This window comes from Shinella sp. 1A1 (assembly GCF_055379515.1).
On the sequence record NZ_AP039672.1, the window covers coordinates 827,492 to 848,839 of the forward strand.

General features: G+C 61.5%; 28 protein-coding genes, 2 tRNA genes and 1 riboswitch. Of the genes, 12 read left to right on the forward strand and 18 right to left on the reverse strand.

The annotated features are described in order from the left end of the window. The 3 genes from ACZ48C_RS20530 to ACZ48C_RS20540 all read right to left on the reverse strand — a co-directional run bounded on the left by ACZ48C_RS20530 (window position 1) and on the right by ACZ48C_RS20540 (window position 1,598). Window positions 1–438, reverse strand: coding sequence for an EamA family transporter (locus ACZ48C_RS20530; RefSeq protein ID WP_464783885.1), 438 nt, complete (start codon window positions 436–438; stop codon window positions 1–3). Next, window positions 435–824: a fluoride efflux transporter CrcB gene (gene crcB, locus ACZ48C_RS20535; RefSeq protein WP_318912711.1), complete on the reverse strand. Its 390-nt coding sequence runs from the start codon at window positions 822–824 to the stop codon at window positions 435–437. Before crcB ends, ACZ48C_RS20530 begins: the two co-directional genes overlap by 4 nt. A 99-nt stretch (window positions 825–923) precedes the next feature. Further along, window positions 924–987, reverse strand: a riboswitch (Fluoride riboswitch). 62 nt (window positions 988–1,049) lie between these two features. Then, complete coding sequence (locus tag ACZ48C_RS20540) at window positions 1,050–1,598, reverse strand: HdeD family acid-resistance protein (RefSeq protein ID WP_119255537.1); 549 nt, start codon at window positions 1,596–1,598, stop codon at window positions 1,050–1,052. Between the two features lie 151 nt (window positions 1,599–1,749). Between ACZ48C_RS20540 and betI the strand changes: the two genes are divergently transcribed. The 9 genes from betI to cysN all read left to right on the forward strand — a co-directional run bounded on the left by betI (window position 1,750) and on the right by cysN (window position 11,478). Beyond that, window positions 1,750–2,385 carry a transcriptional regulator BetI gene (betI, locus tag ACZ48C_RS20545; RefSeq protein WP_464783886.1) on the forward strand — a complete coding sequence of 212 codons (636 nt, stop codon included), beginning with the start codon at window positions 1,750–1,752 and terminating at the stop codon, window positions 2,383–2,385. A 38-nt stretch (window positions 2,386–2,423) separates the two neighbouring features. Beyond that, window positions 2,424–3,953: a choline-sulfatase gene (betC, locus tag ACZ48C_RS20550; protein WP_464783887.1), complete on the forward strand. Its 1,530-nt coding sequence runs from the start codon at window positions 2,424–2,426 to the stop codon at window positions 3,951–3,953. A 1-nt stretch (window position 3,954) separates the two neighbouring features. Continuing rightward, window positions 3,955–5,418, forward strand: coding sequence for a betaine-aldehyde dehydrogenase (betB, locus tag ACZ48C_RS20555; protein WP_464783888.1), 1,464 nt, complete (start codon window positions 3,955–3,957; stop codon window positions 5,416–5,418). 206 nt (window positions 5,419–5,624) lie between these two features. Beyond that, window positions 5,625–7,277 carry a choline dehydrogenase gene (betA, locus tag ACZ48C_RS20560; RefSeq protein ID WP_464783889.1) on the forward strand — a complete coding sequence of 551 codons (1,653 nt, stop codon included), beginning with the start codon at window positions 5,625–5,627 and terminating at the stop codon, window positions 7,275–7,277. 169 nt (window positions 7,278–7,446) lie between these two features. Beyond that, on the forward strand, window positions 7,447–7,701 hold the full coding sequence (locus ACZ48C_RS20565; RefSeq protein WP_464783890.1) for a toxin-antitoxin system TumE family protein: 255 nt from the start codon (window positions 7,447–7,449) through the stop codon (window positions 7,699–7,701). Further along, window positions 7,676–8,035: an HVO_A0114 family putative DNA-binding protein gene (locus tag ACZ48C_RS20570; protein ID WP_464783891.1), complete on the forward strand. Its 360-nt coding sequence runs from the start codon at window positions 7,676–7,678 to the stop codon at window positions 8,033–8,035. Before ACZ48C_RS20565 ends, ACZ48C_RS20570 begins: the two co-directional genes overlap by 26 nt. Before the next feature lie 201 nt (window positions 8,036–8,236). Further along, complete coding sequence (locus ACZ48C_RS20575) at window positions 8,237–8,989, forward strand: phosphoadenylyl-sulfate reductase (protein ID WP_464783892.1); 753 nt, start codon at window positions 8,237–8,239, stop codon at window positions 8,987–8,989. A gap of 46 nt (window positions 8,990–9,035) precedes the next feature. Then, window positions 9,036–9,989, forward strand: coding sequence for a sulfate adenylyltransferase subunit CysD (gene cysD, locus ACZ48C_RS20580; protein WP_318912719.1), 954 nt, complete (start codon window positions 9,036–9,038; stop codon window positions 9,987–9,989). Window position 9,990: 1 nt separating this feature from the next. Further along, entirely contained in the window at window positions 9,991–11,478 is a 1,488-nt protein-coding gene (gene cysN, locus ACZ48C_RS20585; protein ID WP_464783893.1) for a sulfate adenylyltransferase subunit CysN, read from the forward strand. A gap of 312 nt (window positions 11,479–11,790) precedes the next feature. Here cysN and ACZ48C_RS20590 read toward each other — a convergent pair whose 3' ends face one another. After that, window positions 11,791–12,297 (reverse strand): MgtC/SapB family protein, encoded by a 507-nt coding sequence (locus ACZ48C_RS20590; protein WP_454631649.1) that lies wholly within the window; start codon window positions 12,295–12,297, stop codon window positions 11,791–11,793. Between the two features lie 159 nt (window positions 12,298–12,456). Here ACZ48C_RS20590 and ACZ48C_RS20595 point away from each other — a divergent pair. Beyond that, window positions 12,457–12,533: transfer RNA gene (locus ACZ48C_RS20595), tRNA-Pro, on the forward strand. A gap of 85 nt (window positions 12,534–12,618) precedes the next feature. Here ACZ48C_RS20595 and ACZ48C_RS20600 read toward each other — a convergent pair. The 3 genes from ACZ48C_RS20600 to ACZ48C_RS20610 form a co-directional block, all read right to left on the reverse strand. Beyond that, window positions 12,619–13,728 carry an integrase gene (locus ACZ48C_RS20600; RefSeq protein WP_464783894.1) on the reverse strand — a complete coding sequence of 370 codons (1,110 nt, stop codon included), beginning with the start codon at window positions 13,726–13,728 and terminating at the stop codon, window positions 12,619–12,621. A gap of 199 nt (window positions 13,729–13,927) precedes the next feature. Beyond that, on the reverse strand, window positions 13,928–14,179 hold the full coding sequence (locus tag ACZ48C_RS20605; protein WP_464783895.1) for a hypothetical protein: 252 nt from the start codon (window positions 14,177–14,179) through the stop codon (window positions 13,928–13,930). Window positions 14,180–14,199: 20 nt separating this feature from the next. Next, a complete protein-coding gene (locus ACZ48C_RS20610) occupies window positions 14,200–14,514 on the reverse strand; it encodes a hypothetical protein (RefSeq protein ID WP_464783896.1) in 315 nt (104 codons plus the stop codon). 190 nt (window positions 14,515–14,704) lie between these two features. Between ACZ48C_RS20610 and ACZ48C_RS20615 the strand changes: the two genes are divergently transcribed. After that, window positions 14,705–15,331 carry a hypothetical protein gene (locus tag ACZ48C_RS20615; RefSeq protein WP_313194480.1) on the forward strand — a complete coding sequence of 209 codons (627 nt, stop codon included), beginning with the start codon at window positions 14,705–14,707 and terminating at the stop codon, window positions 15,329–15,331. Between the two features lie 92 nt (window positions 15,332–15,423). Here the strand turns inward: ACZ48C_RS20615 and ACZ48C_RS20620 are convergent. The 4 genes from ACZ48C_RS20620 to ACZ48C_RS20635 all read right to left on the reverse strand — a co-directional run bounded on the left by ACZ48C_RS20620 (window position 15,424) and on the right by ACZ48C_RS20635 (window position 16,267). Then, window positions 15,424–15,501: transfer RNA gene (locus ACZ48C_RS20620), tRNA-OTHER, on the reverse strand. Window positions 15,502–15,507: 6 nt separating this feature from the next. Beyond that, window positions 15,508–15,783, reverse strand: coding sequence for a hypothetical protein (locus ACZ48C_RS20625; protein ID WP_464783897.1), 276 nt, complete (start codon window positions 15,781–15,783; stop codon window positions 15,508–15,510). Next, entirely contained in the window at window positions 15,780–15,971 is a 192-nt protein-coding gene (locus ACZ48C_RS20630) for a hypothetical protein (protein ID WP_464783898.1), read from the reverse strand. Before ACZ48C_RS20630 ends, ACZ48C_RS20625 begins: the two co-directional genes overlap by 4 nt. Continuing rightward, entirely contained in the window at window positions 15,968–16,267 is a 300-nt protein-coding gene (locus tag ACZ48C_RS20635) for a hypothetical protein (protein ID WP_464783899.1), read from the reverse strand. The genes ACZ48C_RS20630 and ACZ48C_RS20635 overlap by 4 nt, the downstream gene beginning before the upstream one ends. Window positions 16,268–16,405: 138 nt before the next feature. Between ACZ48C_RS20635 and ACZ48C_RS20640 the strand changes: the two genes are divergently transcribed. Beyond that, window positions 16,406–16,570 (forward strand): hypothetical protein, encoded by a 165-nt coding sequence (locus ACZ48C_RS20640; protein WP_170299580.1) that lies wholly within the window; start codon window positions 16,406–16,408, stop codon window positions 16,568–16,570. A gap of 257 nt (window positions 16,571–16,827) precedes the next feature. Here the strand turns inward: ACZ48C_RS20640 and ACZ48C_RS20645 are convergent, their stop codons facing one another. The 7 genes from ACZ48C_RS20645 to ACZ48C_RS20675 all read right to left on the reverse strand — a co-directional run bounded on the left by ACZ48C_RS20645 (window position 16,828) and on the right by ACZ48C_RS20675 (window position 21,203). Then, complete coding sequence (locus ACZ48C_RS20645; protein ID WP_160787624.1) at window positions 16,828–17,604, reverse strand: phosphoribosyltransferase; 777 nt, start codon at window positions 17,602–17,604, stop codon at window positions 16,828–16,830. 63 nt (window positions 17,605–17,667) lie between these two features. Beyond that, on the reverse strand, window positions 17,668–17,886 hold the full coding sequence (locus ACZ48C_RS20650; protein WP_464783900.1) for a hypothetical protein: 219 nt from the start codon (window positions 17,884–17,886) through the stop codon (window positions 17,668–17,670). Further along, window positions 17,883–18,551 (reverse strand): hypothetical protein, encoded by a 669-nt coding sequence (locus ACZ48C_RS20655; RefSeq protein WP_464783901.1) that lies wholly within the window; start codon window positions 18,549–18,551, stop codon window positions 17,883–17,885. Before ACZ48C_RS20655 ends, ACZ48C_RS20650 begins: the two co-directional genes overlap by 4 nt. Continuing rightward, window positions 18,552–19,865 carry a tape measure protein gene (locus tag ACZ48C_RS20660; RefSeq protein ID WP_464783902.1) on the reverse strand — a complete coding sequence of 438 codons (1,314 nt, stop codon included), beginning with the start codon at window positions 19,863–19,865 and terminating at the stop codon, window positions 18,552–18,554. It abuts the gene before it with no gap. A gap of 60 nt (window positions 19,866–19,925) precedes the next feature. Continuing rightward, window positions 19,926–20,303: a hypothetical protein gene (locus tag ACZ48C_RS20665; protein ID WP_464783903.1), complete on the reverse strand. Its 378-nt coding sequence runs from the start codon at window positions 20,301–20,303 to the stop codon at window positions 19,926–19,928. Window positions 20,304–20,438: 135 nt separating this feature from the next. Further along, a complete protein-coding gene (locus tag ACZ48C_RS20670) occupies window positions 20,439–20,774 on the reverse strand; it encodes a P27 family phage terminase small subunit (RefSeq protein WP_464783904.1) in 336 nt (111 codons plus the stop codon). 144 nt (window positions 20,775–20,918) lie between these two features. After that, window positions 20,919–21,203: an HNH endonuclease family protein gene (locus ACZ48C_RS20675; protein ID WP_464783905.1), complete on the reverse strand. Its 285-nt coding sequence runs from the start codon at window positions 21,201–21,203 to the stop codon at window positions 20,919–20,921. Window positions 21,204–21,348 lie beyond the last annotated feature (145 nt).

The following is a 21,348-nucleotide window of genomic DNA, read 5'->3' on the forward strand; positions in this document are numbered from 1 at the left end:
TCATATTGGAAGCGCCAGCAGCAAGGCCCCGCCGCCGATCATCACGACCGCGATCCAGTGGGCGGTCGAAAGCTGCTCGCCGAGGAAGAGAACGGCGAAGACGGCGACGAGCACGACGCTCAGCTTGTCGACCGGCGCGACCTGCGCAGCCTTGCCGATTTGCAGCGCCCGGAAATAGCAGAGCCACGATGCGCCGGTCGCCAAACCCGAGAGAATGAGGAAAATCCAGCTCTTCATCGGCACCGAGCCGGGCGCCTGCCAGTTGCCGGCGAGCGTCAGCATGAGCGTGATGGCAAGGAGGATGACGACCGTGCGGATGAAGGTCGCGAAGTCGGAATTGACCTCGGCGATGCCGATCTTGGCGAAGATGGCGGTGAGCGCCGCGAAGACGGCGGAGCCGAGCGCCCAGACCTGCCAGGACGTCAGAAGCCCTCTCACACTGCACCTCCTGCGAGCATCGCGCGCGCCAGTGCAAGTCCGGCCGCCACGGCGATGAGCGAAAAAATTACGGAAGCCCCGACATAAATCGCCGCCAGCCCCGCCTCGCCGCGCTCCCAGAGCAGCGCCGCATCCAGCGAAAAGGCGGAAAAGGTGGTGAAGCCGCCGAGGACACCCGTCGTCAGGAACAGCCGCGCCTCCTGCGGCAGGTGGCCGCGAAAGGCGAAGAAGCCGGCGATCAGCCCCATCAGCAGGCAGCCCAGCACATTGATGACCAGCGTGCCTGCCGGAAAGGCCGTCCCGACCAGTCGCGCCGCAAGCACGTTCACCCCATGCCGCCCGGCCCCGCCGATGCCCGCGCCGAGAAAGACGATCAGATAGTTCATGCCCGTTGCCTCAAAGTCTGCGTTCGGTTTGCGGACAACAAAAAACCGCCCTCGGGCGGTCGCCAGAAACGCTCCCGCCGTCGACGGCCATCGCTGGCCGGTCTGGCAGGAGCTATCAGCCGGTGAACGGCAGTTGTCGGGGAGCTCCATCCCCATCCCACACGAAATTTCTAGGCGCTGGCGGGGCGGCTGTCAAACCGCTCCGCCAGCTGAAGGGCGGGATGCCTACTTGCGCAGCGCGAGGCCGAAGGCGATGAGCGCCCAGCCCTGCATGGCAAGGTCGAAGGCGAGGAAGAGGCCGAGCAGCCAGAGGCTGTTGACCGGCCAGCCGAGGATGAAGACGATGCCGGCGAGCGTGGTGACCACGCCGCCCGCCATCAGCCAGCCCCAGCCGCTTTCCGGCCGCACGCGCCAGGCCGCGAAGATGCGGAAGACGCCGGCAACCAGGAGCGCGGCCGCCATCAGAAGGGTCAGCACGGCCGAGGTCAACACCGGATTGACGAAGGCCAGCACGCCGGCCGCGAGGTAGAGGAGCGCGCTCAGCGCCCAGGAGATCGTCTCCCGCCAGGCCTTGACCTGAAAGGCATGAGCGAGATGCACCGCACCGCCGACGATCATCAGCATGCCGACATAATAGACCGAGGCGACCGTCGCCATGAACAGATTGGCGGCGGCAATGCCGCCAAAGACGAGCAGGACGACGCCGAGAGCGACGAACCAGCCCCATTTCGCACGCACTTCGGAGAGAGGGTTCATTCCGGGGGAGAGGACCATGATGCACCTCGAAAAATGAATGAAAACAAAGTCAGCCTAGCACAGAACGAATTGCTTTTGCGACAGGCGATTGCGACGCCTTCGCGGCGTTAGATTTTTATTGATTGATCACTCAATTAAAAATATCCTTGATATAAATCAGGGGGACGACATGCCGAAGGTTGGGATGGAGCCGGTGCGGCGCAAGGCGCTGGTGGACGCGACGCTGCGGGCGGTCGGGGACCATGGCTCGCTGACCGTGACCATGTCTGAAATCGCCCGCCATGCCGGCGTTTCGCCTGCCCTTGCACATCACTATTTCGGCTCCAAGGAACAGCTCGTCATCGAGACGATCCGCAGCCTCCTGCGCACGTTGCGGGCGGATACGGTTTCGGCCTTGCGGGAGGCCTCGACGCCGCGCGAGCGGCTTTCGGCAGTCATCCGCGTCAACTTCCAGGCGCACCAGTTCGCGCCGGAGACGGTGGCCGCGTGGCTTGCCTTCTATTCGGAGGCGCAGCGTTCGGAAGCGGTCCGGCGGCTGCTCGTCGTTTATGCGCGGCGGCTGAATTCCAACCTGCTTGCCAGCCTCCGGCAGCTTTGCCCGGACGGGCGCGCCGGCGAGATCGCGGACGGGGCGGCGGCGATGATCGACGGGCTCTACCTGCGGCAGGGGCTGAAATCGGCGCCAGTCAGCATCGAGTCCTCCATCGCGCTGACGGAGGGCTATCTCAATGCCCAGCTTGCCGCTGTCGCAGACCCCGCTTCCACCGGCGCTGGCCGACGACCATCCGTCACACAGGCGCGCTAGAGATTCCGGATATTGCTCATTCATTTAAGGACCAGCCCGTGACCGCCAGCAAGCCGAACATCCTGATCGTCATGGTCGACCAGCTCAACGGGACCTTCTTCCCGGACGGGCCGGCGGACTGGCTGCATGCGCCGCACATGAAGGCGCTCGCCGCGCGCTCGGCGCGGTTCCGCAACAACTACACCTCCTCACCGCTCTGCGCCCCTGCCCGCGCCTCCTTCATGGCCGGCCAGCTGCCGAGCCGCACGCAGGTCTACGACAATGCGGCGGAGTATATCTCCTCCATCCCCACCTTCGCGCATCACCTGCGCCGCGCCGGCTACTACACGGCGCTGTCGGGGAAAATGCATTTCGTCGGGCCGGACCAGCTTCACGGCTTCGAGGAGCGGCTGACGACGGACATCTACCCGGCCGATTTCGGCTGGACGCCTGATTACCGCAAGCCGGGCGAGCGCATCGACTGGTGGTATCACAATATGGGTTCGGTGACGGGCGCAGGCGTCGCCGAGATCACCAACCAGATGGAATATGACGACGAAGTCGCCTTCCTCGCGAACCAGAAGCTCTACCAGCTCTCTCGCGAGAACGACGACCAGTACCGCCGGCCCTGGTGCCTCACCGTCTCCTTCACCCATCCGCACGACCCCTATGTGGCGCGGCGGAAGTTCTGGGACCTCTACGAGGACTGCGCGCACCTGATGCCTGCGGTGGACATGCTGGAGGAACCGGACCCGCATTCCGCCCGCATCCTGCATTCCTGCGACTACGCCAAATTCGCGATCAGCGGCGAGGACGTGCGCCGCTCGCGGCAGGCCTATTTCGCCAATATCTCCTATCTCGACGAGAAGGTCGGCGAGCTTGTCGACACGCTGACGCGCACGCGCATGCTGGACGAGACGCTGATCCTGTTCTGCTCCGACCATGGCGACATGCTCGGCGAGCGCGGCCTGTGGTTCAAGATGAACTTCTTCGAGGGTTCGGCCCGCGTGCCGCTCATGATATCAGGTCCCGGCGTGACGCCCGGCCTGCACCTTGCCCCCACCTCCAATCTCGACGTGACGCCGACGCTGTGCGACCTCGCCGGCATCTCCATGGACGAGGTGATGCCCTGGACGGACGGGGAAAGCCTGCTTCCCGTGATCAACGGCGCGGAGCGCACGACGCCGGTGCTGATGGAATATGCGGCGGAGGCTTCCTATGCACCGCTCGTCGGTATCCGCGAGGGCAAGTGGAAATACATCCACTGCGAACTCGACCCGGAACAGCTTTACGACCTCGAAGCCGATCCGCACGAGCTGACCAATCTTGCGACCTCCGACAATCCGGTGATCCGGGCGACGTTGGACGCCTTCCGCCAGATGCGCGAAGCGCGCTGGGACATGGCGGCCTTCGATTCTGCCGTGCGCGAGAGCCAGGCGCGGCGCTGGGTGGTCTACGAGGCGCTGCGCAACGGCGCCTATTATCCATGGGATCACCAGCCGCTGCAGAAGGCATCCGAACGCTACATGCGCAACCACATGAACCTCGACAATCTCGAGGAATCCAAACGCTATCCGCGAGGAGAATGACATGAAAGCCCAACCGAAAGCCTCGCATTTCATCGACGGCGAGTATGTGGAAGACGTTGCCGGCACGCCCTTCGAGAGCGTCTATCCCGCCACCGGCGAGGTGATCGCGCGCCTGCACGCGGCAACGCCGGCCATCGTGGAAAAGGCCATTGCCTCGGCCAAGCGCGCGCAGAAGGAATGGGCGGGCATGAGCCCCACCGCGCGCGGCCGCATCCTCAAGCGCGCGGCCGAGATCATGCGCGAGCGCAACCGCGAGCTTTCCGAATTGGAAACGCTCGATACCGGCAAGCCGATCCAGGAGACCATCATCGCCGACCCGACATCAGGCGCGGACGCCTTCGAGTTCTTCGGCGGTATCGCAGCGGCGGGTCTCAATGGCGACTATATCCCGCTCGGGCAGGACTTCGCCTTCACCAAGCGCGTGCCGCTCGGCGTCTGCGTCGGCATCGGCGCATGGAACTATCCGCAGCAGATCGCCTGCTGGAAGGGCGCGCCGGCGCTCGTCTGCGGCAATGCCATGGTCTTCAAGCCCTCGGAGAACACGCCGCTCGGCGCGCTGAAGATCGCGGAAATCCTCGTCGAGGCCGGCCTGCCGAAGGGTCTCTACAATGTCATCCAGGGGGATCGCTCGACGGGGCCGCTGCTCGTCAACCACCCCGATGTCGCCAAGGTCTCGCTGACCGGCTCCGTGCCGACGGGCAAGAAGGTGGCGGGCGCCGCCGCTTCCGACCTCAAGCATGTGACGATGGAACTCGGCGGCAAGTCGCCGCTCATCGTCTTCGATGACGCCGACCTCGAAAGCGCCATCGGCGGGGCGATGCTCGGCAACTTCTATTCGACCGGGCAGGTCTGCTCGAACGGCACGCGCGTCTTCGTGCAGAAGGGCATCAAGCAGAAGTTCCTCGCCCGCCTGAAGGAACGCACGGAGAAAATCCTGATCGGCGATCCGATGGACGAGGCGACGCAGCTTGGGCCGATGGTCTCGAAGGCGCAGCGCGACAAGGTTCTCGACTATATCGAAAAGGGCAAGGCCGAGGGCGCGACACTGCTCACCGGCGGGGGCATTCCCAACGCCGTTTCGGGTGAAGGCTACTACATCCAGCCGACTGTCTTCGCCGATGTCACCGATGGCATGACCATCGCGCGAGAAGAGATCTTCGGCCCGGTCATGTGCGTGCTCGACTTCGACAATGAGGAAGAGGTCATCGAACGCGGCAACGCCACGGAATTCGGCCTTTCCGGCGGCGTCTTCACCACCGACATCACCCGCGCGCACCGGGTCGTCGACCAGCTGGAAGCCGGCACGCTCTGGATCAACACCTACAACCTCGCCCCCGTGGAAATCCCCTTCGGCGGCTCCAAGCAGTCGGGCTTCGGACGCGAGAATTCCCTCGCCGCGCTGGAACACTACAGCGAGCTGAAGACGGTCTATGTGTCGATGGGCAAGGTCGAGGCGCCGTATTGATTTGATGGTGAATGCCCCTCATCCGCCTGCCGGCACCTTCTCCCCGTAAACGGGGAGAAGGACGACAATCGCTTCCTTTTTCTTTCAAATCGGAGGCGGTGAGGACCGGATCGAGCGCATGCCACATCCCCCTTCGCCCCGTTTACGGGGAGAAGGTGCCGGCAGGCGGATGAGGGGCCAAGCGTCACACGAAAGAGAACACCGCCATGCAAAACGCAGACTACATCATTATCGGCTCCGGCTCGGCCGGCTCGGCGCTCGCCTACCGGCTTTCGGAGGACGGCAAGCATACGGTCATGGTGCTGGAATATGGTGGCTCGGATATCGGGCCGTTCATCCAGATGCCGGCCGCGCTTGCCTGGCCGATGAGCATGAAGCGCTATAACTGGGGCTATCTCTCCGAGCCGGAACCGCACCTCAACAACCGGCGCATTACAGCGCCGCGCGGAAAGGTGCTCGGCGGCTCGTCCTCGATCAATGGTCTCGTCTATGTGCGCGGCCATGCGGAGGATTTCAACCGCTGGGAAGAGCTCGGCGCGCAGGGCTGGGCCTATGCGGACGTGCTGCCCTATTACAAGCGGCTGGAGACCTCGCTCGGCGGCGAGGCGGGCTGGCGCGGCACCAACGGGCCGCTGCATGTCCGGCGCGGGCCGGTGACGAACCCGCTCTTCCACGCCTTCATCCAGGCCGGCCGGGACGCCGGCTTCGAGACGACAGAAGACTACAACGGCTCCAAGCAGGAAGGTTTCGGCCTGATGGAGCAGACGATCTACAACGGCCGGCGCTGGTCAGCGGCGAACGCCTATCTGCGCCCGGCGATGAAGCGGCAGAACGTTTCCCTCGTGCGCTGCTTCGCCCGGAAAATCGTCATCGAAAATGGCCGGGCGGTCGGCGTCGAGATCGAGCGCAACGGCAAGATCGAAGTGGTGAAGGCGAACCGGGAAGTCGTCGTCTCGGCTTCCTCCTTCAACTCGCCGAAGCTCCTGATGCTCTCGGGCATCGGCCCGGCGCAGCATCTGAAGGACATGGGCATCGAGGTGAAGGTGGACCGGCCGGGCGTCGGCGCAAACCTGCAGGACCATATGGAGTTCTATTTCCAGCAGGTCTCCACCAAGCCGGTCTCGCTCTATTCCTGGCTGCCGTGGTTCTGGCAGGGCGTGGCGGGCGCACAATGGTTGCTTTCCAAGGGCGGCCTCGGGGCCTCCAACCAGTTCGAGGCCTGCGCGTTCCTGCGCTCAGCGCCGGGGCTGAAGCAGCCGGATATCCAGTACCACTTCCTGCCCGTCGCCATTTCCTATGACGGCAAGGCGGCGGCCAAGAGCCACGGCTTCCAGGCGCATGTCGGCTACAACCTGTCGAAGTCGCGCGGCAACGTGACCCTGCGCTCGGCCGACCCGATGGCCGATCCGGTGATCCGCTTCAACTACATGAGCCACGAGGAGGACTGGATCAAGTTCCGCCATTGCGTGCGCCTCACCCGTGAAATCTTCGGCCAGAAGGCCTTCGACGAGTTCCGCGGCCCGGAAATCCAGCCCGGCGACAAGGTGCAGACGGACGAGGAGATCGACGTCTTCCTGCGCGAGCATCTGGAAAGCGCCTACCATCCCTGCGGCACCTGCCGCATGGGCGCGGCGGACGATCCGATGGCGGTGGTCGACCCGCAGACCCGCGTGATCGGCGTCGACGGGCTGCGCGTGGCGGATAGCTCCATCTTCCCGCATGTGACCTACGGCAACCTCAACGCGCCGTCGATCATGACTGGGGAGAAAGCGGCCGACCACATTCTCGGCAAGCAGCCGCTGGCGCGCTCCAACCAGGAGCCATGGGTGAACCCGCGGGCGGCGGTGAGTGATCGGTAGTCCTATTGCCATCAAAGCACCGGGATCACTTCAGTGTTCCCGGTGCTGCCTCACCTCGACATTCCTCCACCATCCGTTGGTGCAATTGCCAACAAGATCGCTTGATGGTATAAACACCAACATGCAGGCGAGGCTGATCCTCAAGACAAGGCGACATATCGGCGAGGCCATGTTCGCCGACCTCGTGATATGGCGGGTGCCCGAGCCACTGCGCGGCAGCCCTCACCCCTTCAAGTATCGTCTGGCTTTCGTGGCCGATGGCATCTGCGTGATGCGCTACGACAACGAAGCCGGCAAAGGGGACCACAAGCATATCGGCGCCGAGGAGCAGCCGTATGCCTTTCAGTCTATCGAGAAACTGCTGCTGGACTTTGATGCGGACATGAAAGGATGGATCGATGGAAACGCTGACCGTGAAGATTGAAAGCATGAAGGACGTGATCGCCTCCGCGGTCGATGCCTCGAAGCGGGCAGAGGCTGGCGAAGTCGTCGAGGCTCGATCCGTCCTGTCGTTCGACTCGTGGGAAGCAATGCACCGGACGCTGGCGCCCAAGCGGACGGAGATCGTCATGGCGATGGCCGGCCGGGGTTCGCTCACCGTGCGCGAAGTGGCGAAGCTGGTGAACCGCGACATCAAGAACGTCCACGGGGATCTCGACATGCTGGCGAAGAGCGGTGTGATCGACAAGACCGAAAACGGCTTCTCCTTCCCCTACGACCGGATTCACTTCGAGTTCGACATGGAGGCGGCCGCCTGAGCGCCTATCTACAACCACCCTATTATCTACTAAATTTATAGAATAATATCAAAGCTTTCCCCGGCGGCAGGATTTCTGCCTTGGGGCTGAGATGGAGAGATATTTGCTCTTCGTCCTCACGCTTTGGAAATCCGTTTTGCTGTCTGCCCTCCCCCAAGCCTGCGATAATCCGGCAAATTCTCGCAAAGGCTTGGAAACGGAATGACTGCTCTTACCGGAAACGGGATCGCGGAAACCCTGAACGACAAACTCGCCGGTCTCGACCTTGCCGGGCGCCTGGCGCTCGTGGCCGAACTTGGCGGGCGTGCCGTCTTCACCACCAGCCTCGGCATCGAGGATCAGGTGATCACCGCCGCCATCGGCACCGAACGGCTTGCCATCGACGTCGTGACGCTGGAGACGGGCCGGCTCTTCAAGGAGACCGTCGATCTCATCGACGAGACCGAGGGACAGTACGGCATCACCATCGCCCGCTACGTGCCCGTGCAGGACGATATCGACGCCTATGCGGCGCAGTACGGCCTCAACGGCTTCTACGAGAGCATCGAGGCGCGGCATGCCTGTTGCAGCGTGCGCAAGCTGAAGCCGCTTGCGCGCGCGCTCGAAGGGGCATCCTTCTGGATCACCGGCCTTCGCCGCGGCCAGTCCGGCAACCGGGCGGATACGCCCTTTGCCGAACATGACGCCGAGCGCAACCTCATCAAGATCAATCCGCTGGCCGACTGGGACATCGACCGCATCAAGGCCTATGTGGCCGACAATGCCGTGCCGGTGAACCCGATGCACGGTCGCGGCTACCCCTCCATCGGCTGCGAGCCGTGTACGCGCGCCATCAAGCCGGGCGAGCCCGAGCGCGCCGGCCGCTGGTGGTGGGAGAACGACGAGAAGCGCGAATGCGGCCTGCACGTCACCGAGGCCGCCGCCTCCACCATCCCGGCCCCCAGCGCGGCCTGACCCGAACAGCCCTCCCAAGGCATCCCTATCCGGAGTGAAGAGTTTAATGTCCGATATCCGTAACGAGGCGGAAGCCAAGCCGAACGCCACGTCGAAGCCGCCGCTCGACCCGCATCTGAAGGCGCTGGAAAACGAAGCGATCCACATCTTCCGCGAAGTCGCCGCCGAATTCGAGCGTCCCGTCATGCTCTATTCGATCGGCAAGGATAGTTCCGTCCTGCTGCATCTCGCGCGAAAAGCCTTCTATCCGGGCCGCGTCCCCTTCCCGCTGCTGCATGTCAACACGGGCTGGAAATTCGCCGAGATGATCGAATTCCGCGACAATATCGTCAAGGAATACGATCTCGACCTCATCGAGCACGTCAACCCGCGCGGCGCGGCGGAGAATGTCACGCCGTTCTCGCACGGCTCGGCGCTCTACACCGACATCATGAAGACGGAATCGCTGCGCCAAGCGCTCGACGCCGGCAAGTATGACGCGGCCTTCGGCGGCGCGCGGCGCGACGAGGAGGCCTCGCGCGCCAAGGAGCGCATCTACTCCTTCCGCACGCCGGATCATCGCTGGGACCCGCGCAACCAGCGCCCGGAACTGTGGAACGTCTATAACGGCATGATCCGCCAGGGCGAGAGCGTGCGCGCTTTCCCGCTCTCCAACTGGACCGAGGTCGACATCTGGCGCTACATCCAGGCCGAGGATATCCCGATCGTGCCGCTCTACTTCGCGAAGAAGCGCCCCTATGTGGAGCGCGACGGCATGATGATCATGGCCGAGGATCCGCGCCTGGAACTGCTTCCCGGCGAGGTGAAGCAGGAAGGCGTCATCCGCTTCCGCACGCTCGGCTGCTTCCCGCTGACCGGCGCCATCCGCTCCAATGCCGAAACGCTCGACGACATCATCGCCGAGCTGGAGACCGCCACCGTCTCCGAACGCCAGGGCCGCGCGATCGACCGCGACCAGTCCGGCTCCATGGAAAAGAAGAAACGCGAAGGGTATTTCTGAGATGACCGTTTCCGCCACTGCAACCGCCGAGGTTCTTCCGCTCGAAGAATCCGCCCTTGGTCAGGCCCGCGCGATCCGCGATTCCCGCCCGCTTCGCCTCATCACCTGCGGCTCGGTCGACGACGGCAAGTCGACGCTGATCGGCCGCCTGCTCTGGGATACCAAGGCCGTCAAGGAAGACCAGGCCGCCACGCTCCACCGCGACAGCGGCAAGCAGAACGATCTCGGCCTGCCCGATTTCGCGCTGCTGCTCGACGGCCTGCAGGCCGAGCGCGAGCAGGGCATCACCATCGACGTCGCCTATCGCTATTTCTCGACGGACCGCCGCTCCTTCATCGTCGCCGATACGCCCGGCCATGAGCAATATACCCGCAACATGGCGACCGGCGCTTCGACGGCGGACCTTGCCGTGCTGCTGGTCGATGCCCGCGCCGGCATCCTGGAACAGACGCGCCGCCACGCCACCATCGCCTCGCTGATGGGCATCCGCCAGTTCGTTCTCGCGGTCAACAAGATCGACCTGACGAACTACGACCGCGCCCGCTTCATCGAGATCGTGCACGACTTCAAGGAGTTCGCGTTGACGCTCGGCGTCAAGCAGATCACCGCCATCCCGATCTCGGCGCTGAAGGGCGAGAACGTCGTCTATGACGGCCGCGCCTCCATGCCCTGGTATGACGGCCCGACACTGGTCGAGACGCTGGAAAAGGCCACCACCCGCTCCAACCAGACGGTCGGCTTCCGCCTGCCGGTACAGCGCGTCTCGCGCCCGGGCGAAAGTTTCCGCGGCTATCAGGGTACCGTTGCCGGCGGCTCGGTGAAGCCGGGCGATTCGGTCGTCGTCCTGCCCTCCGGCATGGTCGCGAACGTCACCAAGATCGTCACCTTCGACCTCGTGCGCAACGCGGCCGTCGCCGGGGACGCGATCACCCTCGTCCTCGACCGCCAGGTGGATGTGGCGCGCGGTGACATGATCGTCGCCATCGACAGCCAGCCGATGACCGGCCGCGGCTTCGACGCGCAGATCGTCGCCCTCCAGCCGGACGGCATCGAGCCGGGCAAGCGCTACTGGCTGAAGAGCGGCTCGCGCCGCCAGCGCGTCACCGTCGAGCCGGTGAGCCAGCTCGACCTGAAGTCTTCCAAATGGAACGCGGCGGACAATCTGGGCATGAATGCCATCGGCAAGGTGCACCTCACCTTCGACGAACAGGCGATTTTCGATACCTACGAGCAGAACCGCACGACCGGCGCCTTCATCCTGATCGACCCCGACACCAACAACACGGTGGCCGGCGGCATGATCACGGGCCGCCGCTCGGAACTCGGCGGCATCCACAAGGACGACCAGCGCGTGCTGCTCTCGCTGCCCGCCGACCTTGCGGAGAAGATCATGGCGACCGAGCTTTTCGCGGATCGCCGCCACGACGTCGACGTGCGCCACACCAGCGCAGGACGCGCCGCGGAAGTGCTTGCCGATCTGGACGAATAAGTCTGTCTTCCTGAAGCTTATTGGAAAGCGGCGCCCTTGCGGCGCCGCTTTTCGTTTGAACTACCGCCAAAGGAAAGGCACCCTTTGCCGGAAGCAAAGAGTGCCCATTTCAGGGTATTCCACTTCGTCTTCGACAGATCAGAAGAAGAAATACCAAAGCAGGAGAACAATGAAGAGCGGAACGCCCATCAACCAGAGAATCAATGCCCGAGCCATCGGTATTTTCCTTTCCATCATTGTGTCGAACCGATAACGTCGCGTCCATCATATTGTTCCATCGGCACATCGCGACAGAGAAACGGAAGGCATCACTCAGCTCTGCTTATCCTCCTCTTCCTTCGAGCTTCCCACACCGAGGCGTGTCTCGAATTTTCCAAGGATGAACAGTACGATGAAGCAAGCAAGCGTCGCGAAGAACCCGATGAACCAATAGCCGAGACCGACGGAAAGGCCGACGGCACCGGCAAGCCACATGCCCGCTCCGGTCGTCAGCCCTCTCACCTCGCCGCGCGAGAAGACGATCATGCCGGCGGCAAGGAAGGCGACACCCGCCGTGACGGCCTCGACGACCCGGAGCGGATCGATACGGACCTGTTCATCGGAAAAGCTCGCCATATGCACGCTTTCGAGCGCGAGAAGAGCAAAGACGCAGGCCGCGAGCGCAACGAGGATATGGGTGCGAAGACCCGCCGCATGATCACGGTATTCCCGCTCCGCACCGATGACCGCACCGAAAAGAATCGCCCCCACCATCCGGGCAAGGATGACCGGATAGGGCACCTGCGTGTTCGGAAAAAGGTCTGCAACGATCTGTTCCATGGCTCGGCAAACGTCACACCCCGCCTCCGGTTCCCGACATTTCGAGCGTTTCAAAAAGTTTTCCCCGGCGTTCCGGCACTTTCCCCAACATCGCGGATTTTTTTGATATTTTGCGCTTGTCGAAACCGAAAGCCTGTTCTATAGGAGCGCCACTGGTCACGGAGTGTAGCGCAGTCTGGTAGCGCACCACGTTCGGGACGTGGGGGTCGAGTGTTCGAATCACTCCACTCCGACCAGCTTGAACCCCTGAAGAATGAGGCGGTTCAGACCTTTCCCGAAACAACACCCAAAAATCACGGCAATGAATACGGCAATGAATGGCTACTTCATTCGCCCCGCCCTCCCTGTTGTAAATGCTTGACCGACACCCGCCTGATGATCCGGGTGGTGATGGCCGTATGTTTTCTCTAGCGTCTCCAGGGTCATCCCCAGATAGCCGGATGCCTCCCACTTGTCGGTGGCTGCCTGCATGAGCCATGTGGCCGCGGTGTGCCGCAAGGTGTGTCGGACGACGCCGTCGGCGCCCTCACCCAACACCTCGTCGACCAAGTTGCGGAAAGCTCGCTTGGGGTCCGCAGGCTTGCCGTTGTACTCGACGACATACTTGGCGCCCTTAGCATGCCACCGCCTCATATGGGCGAGCAGACGAGCAGGAAGGCGGATCGGCGGCGCACGCTTATTCGAGGCCACCATCTCACCCTCCCACGCGCGATAGAATACGCCGGCCTCCAGATCGATGTACGGGCGCCCCGGCTCCTTCACAAACGACGCCTGCCATATCCGCGATGAGCGACTGCCGGTGTACACCGCAGCCAAAGCAAACCGCGCGATGTGGACTGTAGGCTTCCGCTTGTTTGGGGCACCGCGGAATCTACCACGTTTGCGGTAGGCGGCCCAGATAAGCTTGGCGAGGGTCGGGCGGTCTAGATGCTTGACCCTCCCTTTGGCCTTTGGCGGCAGGGTAACGGTTACAGATTGGCGCGTGACATTATCGGCGATGGCCTGGCGGCACGCGGCGCGCAGATCCTCCAGTTCACGCCGGGAACCATTTTGATTCCCGCGGCGGCGCACGTACTCGGCACAGGTGCCGCTCGTAATGTCGTCGAGGGTTTTGTCACCCCAGAACGCCATAAGGTTCTCGGCACGCGCCGCAAGTTCTTTCGGCCGGGTCGCCGTGTCCTTCTTCAAGGAGAGATAGTGAGCCAGTACCTCGGCGATCGCCACTTCGGACGCTGCCCGGTTTCGCTTGGGAGCATGAGCAAGGAACTGCCTTCCGATATGCTCCGCTAGCGCCTTCTCAGCTCCTGCACGATCACGCTGACCGCAGCCTGTGCGGAACTGCTTCCCTCCGTCGAGGATGAGCCAGACCGCCTCTCGGTCCTTATCGGCCGGTCGGAGCCAAAGCCTGGCTGGTTTGCGTGCACGCGACATTGCTCCTTCATCTCCTCTATCGATCGCATCGTCGTGAAGTCCTTCCCTGCGATCCGCATGAGCAAGAGCCGACCGCGCGCGGCCTCCTTTCGGAGGCCGCTTACGGTCATTCCGCCGTGCGGGAACGCGACAGGGAGGATGTCAGCCAGCCTGACCGGCGCGTCTGGCTGGATGTTGTCATTGGCGGGAACGGGGCGCATCAGGTAGCCTTGATGCGCAAACGCTTGATATGCTCTCCGAGCACATACTTGAGCATACTGCCCTTCGTTTCTGCCCACTCTTCAAGGCGGGCGATGTCGCCCCCGCCGTTCAGCGTTGCGACAATCAAATCCGCTTCATCCTTTGTGAAGTTTCCGGGGATGATCTCCCCGTCACCGGCGCGAACGGTGTAGGTTCCGGCGACGCCAATACGTGTCGATCGGGTCAGGGTTGCGGTGCACAGGCGTTCCATAACGACTCTCCCCTGTGGATTCAGGCGTCTTCCACTTCCGAGTCGGTCGGGTCGCTCACCGGAACAAGGAAGGCGATATACTCGTCGTCCATGGTCTTCATGCGGTCGTCGTCCTGCTCCCACACCTTCTCAACGCTAGCGGCCTCCTCTTTCGATGCCTTGCGCAGTAGCAGTTCCTGCTGGCCGTCCCAGAGCGGATTACCTTCCTGGTCGGTCAGTACCGTAAGGTCTTCCCGGAAGTAGGCCGCCTCTAGGATCTGCTCGGCGTCCTCCCTGTCATCCGTCCGGAATGCTGCAACGGCTTTGCCTGCGATCTCAACCGTAAAATATTTCATGGTCATTCTCCTCTTAACTAGCGACGCGCCCGTCGTTGGATTGAATGCGTATCGACAGTGTTAGTCTCGATTAAATCGATAGTCAAGATATCGAAACTAAAAATATCGATACTTTCACTATCGATAAATTGACACGTTTCCGTGATGCCGCTAAAGGGGTCGGGATACGACCAGCAGCGGAGACAGAGACTTGGCGAAACCGGGCGAACTGGCGGAATTGATTGCGCGGCGTTTTAGGCTCGAAGTGGCAACTGTTCGTCAGCAGGCCCGCGAGCTCCGCGATCATGGTCTGATGAGCAAGGAGAAGGCTGGCCGTGGTGCAGGATCAATGACCGCGCGAGATGCGGCGCATCTTCTAGTAGCGGCAGCAGTCACCACGTCGGTCAAAAAAAGCGTCGAATGCGTCCATCAGTATCAATCATGCCGCGTGACGGACTGGCGCGGCCACAGAAAGAGGTGGGCACTAGGGTTCCTACCGTGCATAGAACTCAATATTTTGCCGGACGATCACAGCATCATTGACGTTATTGAGGCGGCATTAGTTTCATTTTCTACAGGAGCTTGGGCCGACGAGCATAATCCGTTTACGGTTGTGCGATCTGATTTGGGAAAGCCGGAGATGAGATTTTATCTTTCCGGCCCCATAGTTTCAGCATCGTCGAATATTCTGATAATTGAGGATGAAAGCAGGCCTACAAAATTTAATTCAGAGGCTCACTACTATGGAGATCCAGCAGAAAAGAAGATCGACTATATTTTTCAAGCGGTGTTTACGCATATTACATTGATTGAGATAGCAAATCTTCTCCGTACCTAGACTCAATATTCTTCTGACATGTCTGAAAAAGTCGCCGAGCGCGCCGGACGTGTAGGGCCGGTGGTGATCGCGCTCGAGGCTCTGGTAAACGGTGGAGCCCCTGGCCCGACTCGAACGGGCATCATCCAATTACGGCTCACGGGCTAGAAGTCCCGCGCCGGTACAGGGGCGAAAGATCAGAAGCTCCCGTCTATGTATCGAACGGGACGAGACTTATGGCGCTGCTCGGCAGGCGCCGAGCGCTTCGGCTGCTCCGCCGGAAAGCGGATGCTCTCGACGTTGTCCCTCAACCAGCGTTCGCTCACCGTCAAAAGACGCCTGCCATCGGCCATCAGATCGACGGCGGGAAGCTCAGGCCAGAACTTGCCGGCGGTGAACACCGTGCCGTTCTTGAGGCGGACGATCGTGCCCGGTTCATAGAGGTCGAGATACGTCATCGGGGTCGGGGTCATTGCACTGTGTCTCCCCAGAGATTGCCGAAGCCTTGCTCGATCAGCCCGTCGTAGTCGGCGATCCCCCTCTCAGCGGGGTCGTCTTCACGCTCGTCGTCCTCAAGGTGAGGATCGCCGTCAGCGACATCCAGGATGGAGATGAGCGCTTCAATTGTGCGCTCGATGCGGTGGCGTTGGGTCGGTGTCATGCCGCTTCCCCCAAATAATAGCGGTGCTCCAGACGGCCGGATGCGGCGTCCGCTTCCATCACCGCATCGAACACAGCGGAGAGGCTGCGGGCGATCTGCCGGAGGTGGTATTCCATACATACATCGCCGAGGCGCTTCGCAGTCCCATGAAGCGCACGAACCTCGCCCAGGGCGTGTTCCAAGGTGATCATGGCCAGCCGTGATTGGCGGAAGGTGACATTGAGGTCGTCTTCCATATCCATGAAGGCGTCGGCTCTAGCCGTTAGGACTTCGCTTAATACGTTTTGCTTCGGCATGGGTCGCTCCGGTGTGTTTGCATTTGTTAGTATATGTATTTCATAACGCAAACAAGCTGTCAACTAGCGTTTCGCGAAAAATGTTAGTATCATGCAAACGCCGCCCACCGACCGGCACTACCATGTAGAGGAGACCCGATGGCTAAGACCGCTGCCATCGGCATCAGAATCGAACCGAAGATGAAAGAAGCAATCGATGCCGCCGCAAAGGCGGATAGGCGATCTGTTGCTTCGTACATTGAGAAGCTGATAGCCGATGACCTGGAGAAAAAAGGGATGTTGCCTAGTGGCGCATCACAATAGAAAGCCGCCGCAGAAGGCGCAAAGCCGCTCGCCCTAACAACGGGGCGGGCGGTTTTCGCGTGACATGGGCGAAAGAGCGGCGCAGCGCGGGAAAGAACTCGGTCCTGACATCCACCGCATAGCCGGCACGTCGCTGGACAAGGGCGTCGAAATGGACGCCCTGTGTTTGAAAACCTATTGGGACATCAAATAAAAAGGCGCCAGAATGGCGCCTTGTCCTTTTGATTTGTATCGTCGACTATCCAAATTTTTTCGGCCTATCGCGCAGCTTGTTTCTTGCTTCGCGATGCATCGCCCTCGTTACGGCCTCGCACGATTTTCTTTCTGAGGTCGACATAACCCGAACAACTGAGTACCCGGTCTGCTTCGGGGTCGGTGAAGCCCCTATGATCAAAGCCGAGAAGCTCGTGGCAAAATTTTGCAAGATCGCTCCCATATGATTTCTCCAGCTTTGCTTGGGTATCAGTGTCGAGTCGGATCCGAACATCATTACCATCTCTCGAGGCGATTGTGCTCATACCAATAACACGCCCACCTTTCCCGAGAATGAACGACCGTAGGTCGGCCAATGTTCCACCCAGGGTGATGACGTCATCCACTATGACATATGGGGTCTTCTTGTCAATTTCGCCATAGAACGTCGAGCGATGCGCAATGCGTACCCAGCCGTTCAACTTGTCCTTCGAGAAATCTTTCATTTGGAAGATGTTCTCGTCCACAGGCCAACCAAGTTCATGACCCAGCCAGTTTGCATAGCCAATCGCTAGTGCATTGTTGGATTCGCTTACCTGAGCCGCCGGAGCGATAAGCTTTGGTTTGACGCCATACTGGCGTTCAAGCCCTCGGAGCTTAGAAACTGTCTTCTCTAGGACGATGTCATCAAGTAGGCCAAGTGCAGCGTCCATATCGCGCTGGCCCTTGGCAGCATCATACAGACCATGATCCGCAAGACAGATGATTTTCGCATCTGGCGACTTCCATTTACAGTTTACGAAAACGTCTGGGAAGTCACCCTCCCATGGTGCTCTTGCCATGGATCGAATCGCATAATTACAACTTGCCGGATATAGCATCCGGCGTTCCGCGTTCTCAAGAGCCTATCCCACCATCTCCACCGCCACCCTCTCCAGCTCCACCAATTCCACCACACTCAACGGCGCCGGCCGCGACGGCGTGCCGATCCGCGGAATAGACAAGCTATAGCCCTCGGCGCGTCGAATGAGCGCGCAGCCTGGCAAAGCAAGGTCGCCGACGGTTGCGGTGAAAGTGGCCGCTACTCGGCCACCCATGCGGTTCAAGTTCGAAAGCGCGATCATGCCGCCGCTCGCTCCGGCTCGATCTTCTGCCCCACCACATCGTCGTCCCACGTGTGGAGCCGCTTCGTCTCGACGCCGTCCGCCCGCAGAACAGTGAAATCCACATGGCCGCCGATATTGTAAATCGGCCCCTTCTCGGGTGAGACCGGGCTGACCCGCTTCCGGCTGCGCATGAAGTCGAAGAACCACACAGCATGCTTCTCGAGGCTGTCGCCGGTCTCAATACCGCGCTCGAGCATGTCCTTCGCGGGGGGAAGCTCACCTTGGCCGATGCCGAATGGCGCCTCGCGAAGCTCGAACGCCGGGCCGTCTTCCTCGAAAGTATCAAAGACCCAGCATGTCGGCCCGTGGCTTTCGGAGATAGCAGCGATGACGATGCGCACGGGGCTGTCAAAGGCGGCGTCCGCGGCAATGGCCTGCAGCGAGACCGCCAGGATTTCGATGGTGGCGTCCACCGAGCCAGCAGCGGCGGTAGCGGCAAGGATGGCGTCGGCGACAAGGTCAATGTGCGCCACGGTGCCGCTGCCCACAACGGCGAGCGGGAGGTTATCGGCCACGCGTACCTTATAGGTCGTGTCGAGCAGGACACCGTCGCCGTCGTAAACTGCGCCATCAGTTGCGATTTCTACGCGGTCGTGGCGGGGTTTGATCATGAAGCCTGTCATTCAAATTCCTTCCAATGTGAATAGGTCGCCAGCAATGCCCGCCTGGGCGGCCACTGCGGCCTGAAGCGCTGCGGTGCGTTCGCGGATCTGCTGAATTTCGCGTTCGTATTCGTCGGCGCGAGCTTTTCGGCCCTTCTTGTCGGATCCAGGTGGGAGCTTGAAGTGACTGAGACTAACCTCCTCAACCTTCGGATTCGCAGGCAGACGTCCGGTTTTTGGGGTAGCGCCCGTGCCCTCAAACGCTGCGTCAATCCGGTTCTGGATGTTGGACTCCCGAAGCGTCGAACCCACGTCGCGGCCGTTTAGGATGTCGGAATTAATCGAGCCCATTTTGTCGAGAATTCCGAGCACGCCACCCATGACATCCCGAAACTGGCTGGCCTTGTCGATGGCGTCGGCGAACCAACCGAGTAGGCCCGCCAGGTCGGACTGTGACGCCTGATCGACACGCTTTCCGAAAGCCTCAATCGTCTTTGCAACCGTTTCGATGGCTTTCCCAAGCGTTTGCGACGCGCCGGTAACTCCATCGATCTTTCCGGCGGTGGCGATCATGACGTTTTGCAGCCGCACGAACTGCTGACTTACCGTCAGTTCCGCTCCGGCCACCTTGCTTTCCAGCGTAACCGCGCCGGCTTCAAAGGCCCTGAAGAACGCCTCGCTGCTAACCTTGCCATCGACAACAAGTTTGCGTAGCTGCGCCACCGAGCCGCCGGCTTCTTTCAGACCGGCGGCGGCAGCCTGAGCGATTGTCGGAGCCCCTTCCAAGACGGAAGTAAATTCCTCCGCGCGGACAATGCCGCCGCCAAGAGCCTGAGAAAGCTGTAGAAGCGCGCCACTGGCCTGAACGGCATCTGTGCCGCCAACGCGCAACGCCAGGCTGACTTTGTCGGTGAAATTCACCAACTCCTGCTGATTTACCCCAAGCTCTTTTTGGGTCAACGCCAGCCGGGAGTACAGCGTCGTCAGGGATTCGATCGGCGCGGCATTTCGCTGTGCCGACTCGAAAAGCTGGGAGAAGACGCCATCAAGGGCGGCGCCTTGCAAGCCGGTCACTTTTAGCGCGTTCTCGATTTTGGTCGCCGCGTCCGTCAGTTGCGTCACGCCACGCACCGACGCAGCAACGGCAAAGGCGCCAGCGAAGCCGGCCGACATCGAGGTGAAACTGGCCGCAATGCCTTTATTCATCTTGGCAAAGCGGTTCTCGATTGCTTTCGTTCTCTGGTTCGTTACGCCCATGGCTTTGCTCAGGGCGTTCTCATACTTTTTGACGTCAGCAGAGAGTTGGACGACGAGCTTTTCGACCTCAGTGGCCATGGCGCGCGTCCTCGTTCGCCGCGAGCGCGGCGGTGTGATTGGTCATGATGATGTCCTTTTTTACGGCTCGCCGAACTCGGTGAGCGCCCAAGGTTCCAGGTAGGGGTCTCTGTACCCGGCAAGGAAAGCCTCGCCGTGCTGGCGCCAGAGAACGCGGACATGATCCAGGTCGTCCGGGAAGTCATAGGGACCGGTTACAACACCTATGGCGCGGGCTTCTTGGTCCCAGTCGATACCTGTGGCGAAGAGCTCCGACAGAGCTGCGACAATGTCGGCGCGGCGACGGTTAGTTTTTCGACGGACGGGCACTGGCCAGCCTCCGGTAAACAGCGACAGCCCCAGGCGAGTATTCCCACCGGGTCGCGGTATCGCGAGGGTGATAGCAGCACGGCGGGCAAAGGGGCATCTCGAGCGCTCCAACCTCGTCGAGAAGGTCATGAAGCCGCCAATGCTCTGTCCACCAGCCACCGGGAGGGTCGCTATCAATGTACGCCTGGAAGGCGGCGGCGAGCTCGTGTGATACTGGGAAGTCGAGCCGATTAGTGCGACGATTAGTGCGACGACGAACAGGCATCAGGCGCGACTCCCGTAATCCGACGTGCGAGGCATCCGAGGAGTTTCGGGAGCGTCGACGCCATCCAGGGCCAGCTCGCGGATACCGCGGAAGAAGTGAATCCGCGCGTCTCGCTCGATGCCTACGGCGGGATGTGCCTTTGGCACCCCGTACCTGTCTGCAATTGTGATGCCGTCCTTGGCAATCGCCTCGCGGGCTTCCTCGCCACGGTCCCACGCTTCGGCAGTGCGCACCAGGACGCGGAAATGGTGGGATTCGAGGTCGAAATCGTCGACTATCTGGCGAATCCATTTGCGCGTCTCAGGCCGCAGATGGCCTGGAACTTTGTGTTTCACGAATTTATCCTTGAAATTTAGGGGTTTAGGCGACCGTCGGGCGCAACCATTTGAACCGGGGCAACGCGCATATGCGTTGCGGGGCCCTCACGGTCCGAGCCTGGACACCTCCCGCAACACTCGAAGGCCCCCCCCCCCGGAGGGTCAAATGGGGTAGCCGTCTGCACCGAAGCGGATGGCGACCTTGCCGTGGTCTTCCAGCTTCCCGTGTCGTGAATGACAGGAGGGGCAGAGGCTTTGAAAAGGCCCCGACCAGAACTTCTCAACGTCGCCCTTGTGGCCACCTTCCTTGTGATGGACGGTGTTTGCGACCGTGACCTCATCCGCCTCCAGGCATATCTCACAGAGAGGCTGGGCGGAGAGTTGCGCTTCGCGGAGACGCTGCCAGCGGGCGGTCTTATATAATTTGGAGAGAGTCGCCGATGGCATCAGCAATCCCCAGTCGCGTTATCGCCCATGACATCTACGGCCTTGCGCCGAGCGGCAGCGAAGAGTTCCGGCGAGAAGGTCACGCCGTGAGGCAACCGCAGGTCTGGCAAGCCAGCAGGGCCGCGATGGAGCCGGCACCGCTGGA

Coding starts and splice junctions, on each gene's coding strand:
- ACZ48C_RS20610 (WP_464783896.1), bottom strand. CDS start 14,514: ATGAAATATTTTACGGTTGAGATCGCAGGCAAAGCCGTTGCAGCATTC.
- ACZ48C_RS20565 (WP_464783890.1), top strand. CDS start 7,447: ATGTTCGCCGACCTCGTGATATGGCGGGTGCCCGAGCCACTGCGCGGC.
- betI (WP_464783886.1), top strand. CDS start 1,750: ATGCCGAAGGTTGGGATGGAGCCGGTGCGGCGCAAGGCGCTGGTGGAC.
- ACZ48C_RS20640 (WP_170299580.1), top strand. CDS start 16,406: ATGGCTAAGACCGCTGCCATCGGCATCAGAATCGAACCGAAGATGAAA.
- ACZ48C_RS20575 (WP_464783892.1), top strand. CDS start 8,237: ATGACTGCTCTTACCGGAAACGGGATCGCGGAAACCCTGAACGACAAA.
- ACZ48C_RS20570 (WP_464783891.1), top strand. CDS start 7,676: ATGGAAACGCTGACCGTGAAGATTGAAAGCATGAAGGACGTGATCGCC.
- ACZ48C_RS20650 (WP_464783900.1), bottom strand. CDS start 17,886: ATGATCGCGCTTTCGAACTTGAACCGCATGGGTGGCCGAGTAGCGGCC.
- ACZ48C_RS20605 (WP_464783895.1), bottom strand. CDS start 14,179: ATGGAACGCCTGTGCACCGCAACCCTGACCCGATCGACACGTATTGGC.
- ACZ48C_RS20600 (WP_464783894.1), bottom strand. CDS start 13,728: ATGTCGCGTGCACGCAAACCAGCCAGGCTTTGGCTCCGACCGGCCGAT.
- ACZ48C_RS20625 (WP_464783897.1), bottom strand. CDS start 15,783: ATGACCCCGACCCCGATGACGTATCTCGACCTCTATGAACCGGGCACG.
- ACZ48C_RS20630 (WP_464783898.1), bottom strand. CDS start 15,971: ATGACACCGACCCAACGCCACCGCATCGAGCGCACAATTGAAGCGCTC.
- ACZ48C_RS20675 (WP_464783905.1), bottom strand. CDS start 21,203: ATGCCATCGGCGACTCTCTCCAAATTATATAAGACCGCCCGCTGGCAG.
- ACZ48C_RS20635 (WP_464783899.1), bottom strand. CDS start 16,267: ATGCCGAAGCAAAACGTATTAAGCGAAGTCCTAACGGCTAGAGCCGAC.
- ACZ48C_RS20590 (WP_454631649.1), bottom strand. CDS start 12,297: ATGGAACAGATCGTTGCAGACCTTTTTCCGAACACGCAGGTGCCCTAT.
- betA (WP_464783889.1), top strand. CDS start 5,625: ATGCAAAACGCAGACTACATCATTATCGGCTCCGGCTCGGCCGGCTCG.
- ACZ48C_RS20665 (WP_464783903.1), bottom strand. CDS start 20,303: ATGACCTTCTCGACGAGGTTGGAGCGCTCGAGATGCCCCTTTGCCCGC.
- ACZ48C_RS20645 (WP_160787624.1), bottom strand. CDS start 17,604: ATGGCAAGAGCACCATGGGAGGGTGACTTCCCAGACGTTTTCGTAAAC.
- cysD (WP_318912719.1), top strand. CDS start 9,036: ATGTCCGATATCCGTAACGAGGCGGAAGCCAAGCCGAACGCCACGTCG.
- cysN (WP_464783893.1), top strand. CDS start 9,991: ATGACCGTTTCCGCCACTGCAACCGCCGAGGTTCTTCCGCTCGAAGAA.
- ACZ48C_RS20655 (WP_464783901.1), bottom strand. CDS start 18,551: ATGACAGGCTTCATGATCAAACCCCGCCACGACCGCGTAGAAATCGCA.
- ACZ48C_RS20660 (WP_464783902.1), bottom strand. CDS start 19,865: ATGGCCACTGAGGTCGAAAAGCTCGTCGTCCAACTCTCTGCTGACGTC.
- betB (WP_464783888.1), top strand. CDS start 3,955: ATGAAAGCCCAACCGAAAGCCTCGCATTTCATCGACGGCGAGTATGTG.
- crcB (WP_318912711.1), bottom strand. CDS start 824: ATGAACTATCTGATCGTCTTTCTCGGCGCGGGCATCGGCGGGGCCGGG.
- ACZ48C_RS20540 (WP_119255537.1), bottom strand. CDS start 1,598: ATGGTCCTCTCCCCCGGAATGAACCCTCTCTCCGAAGTGCGTGCGAAA.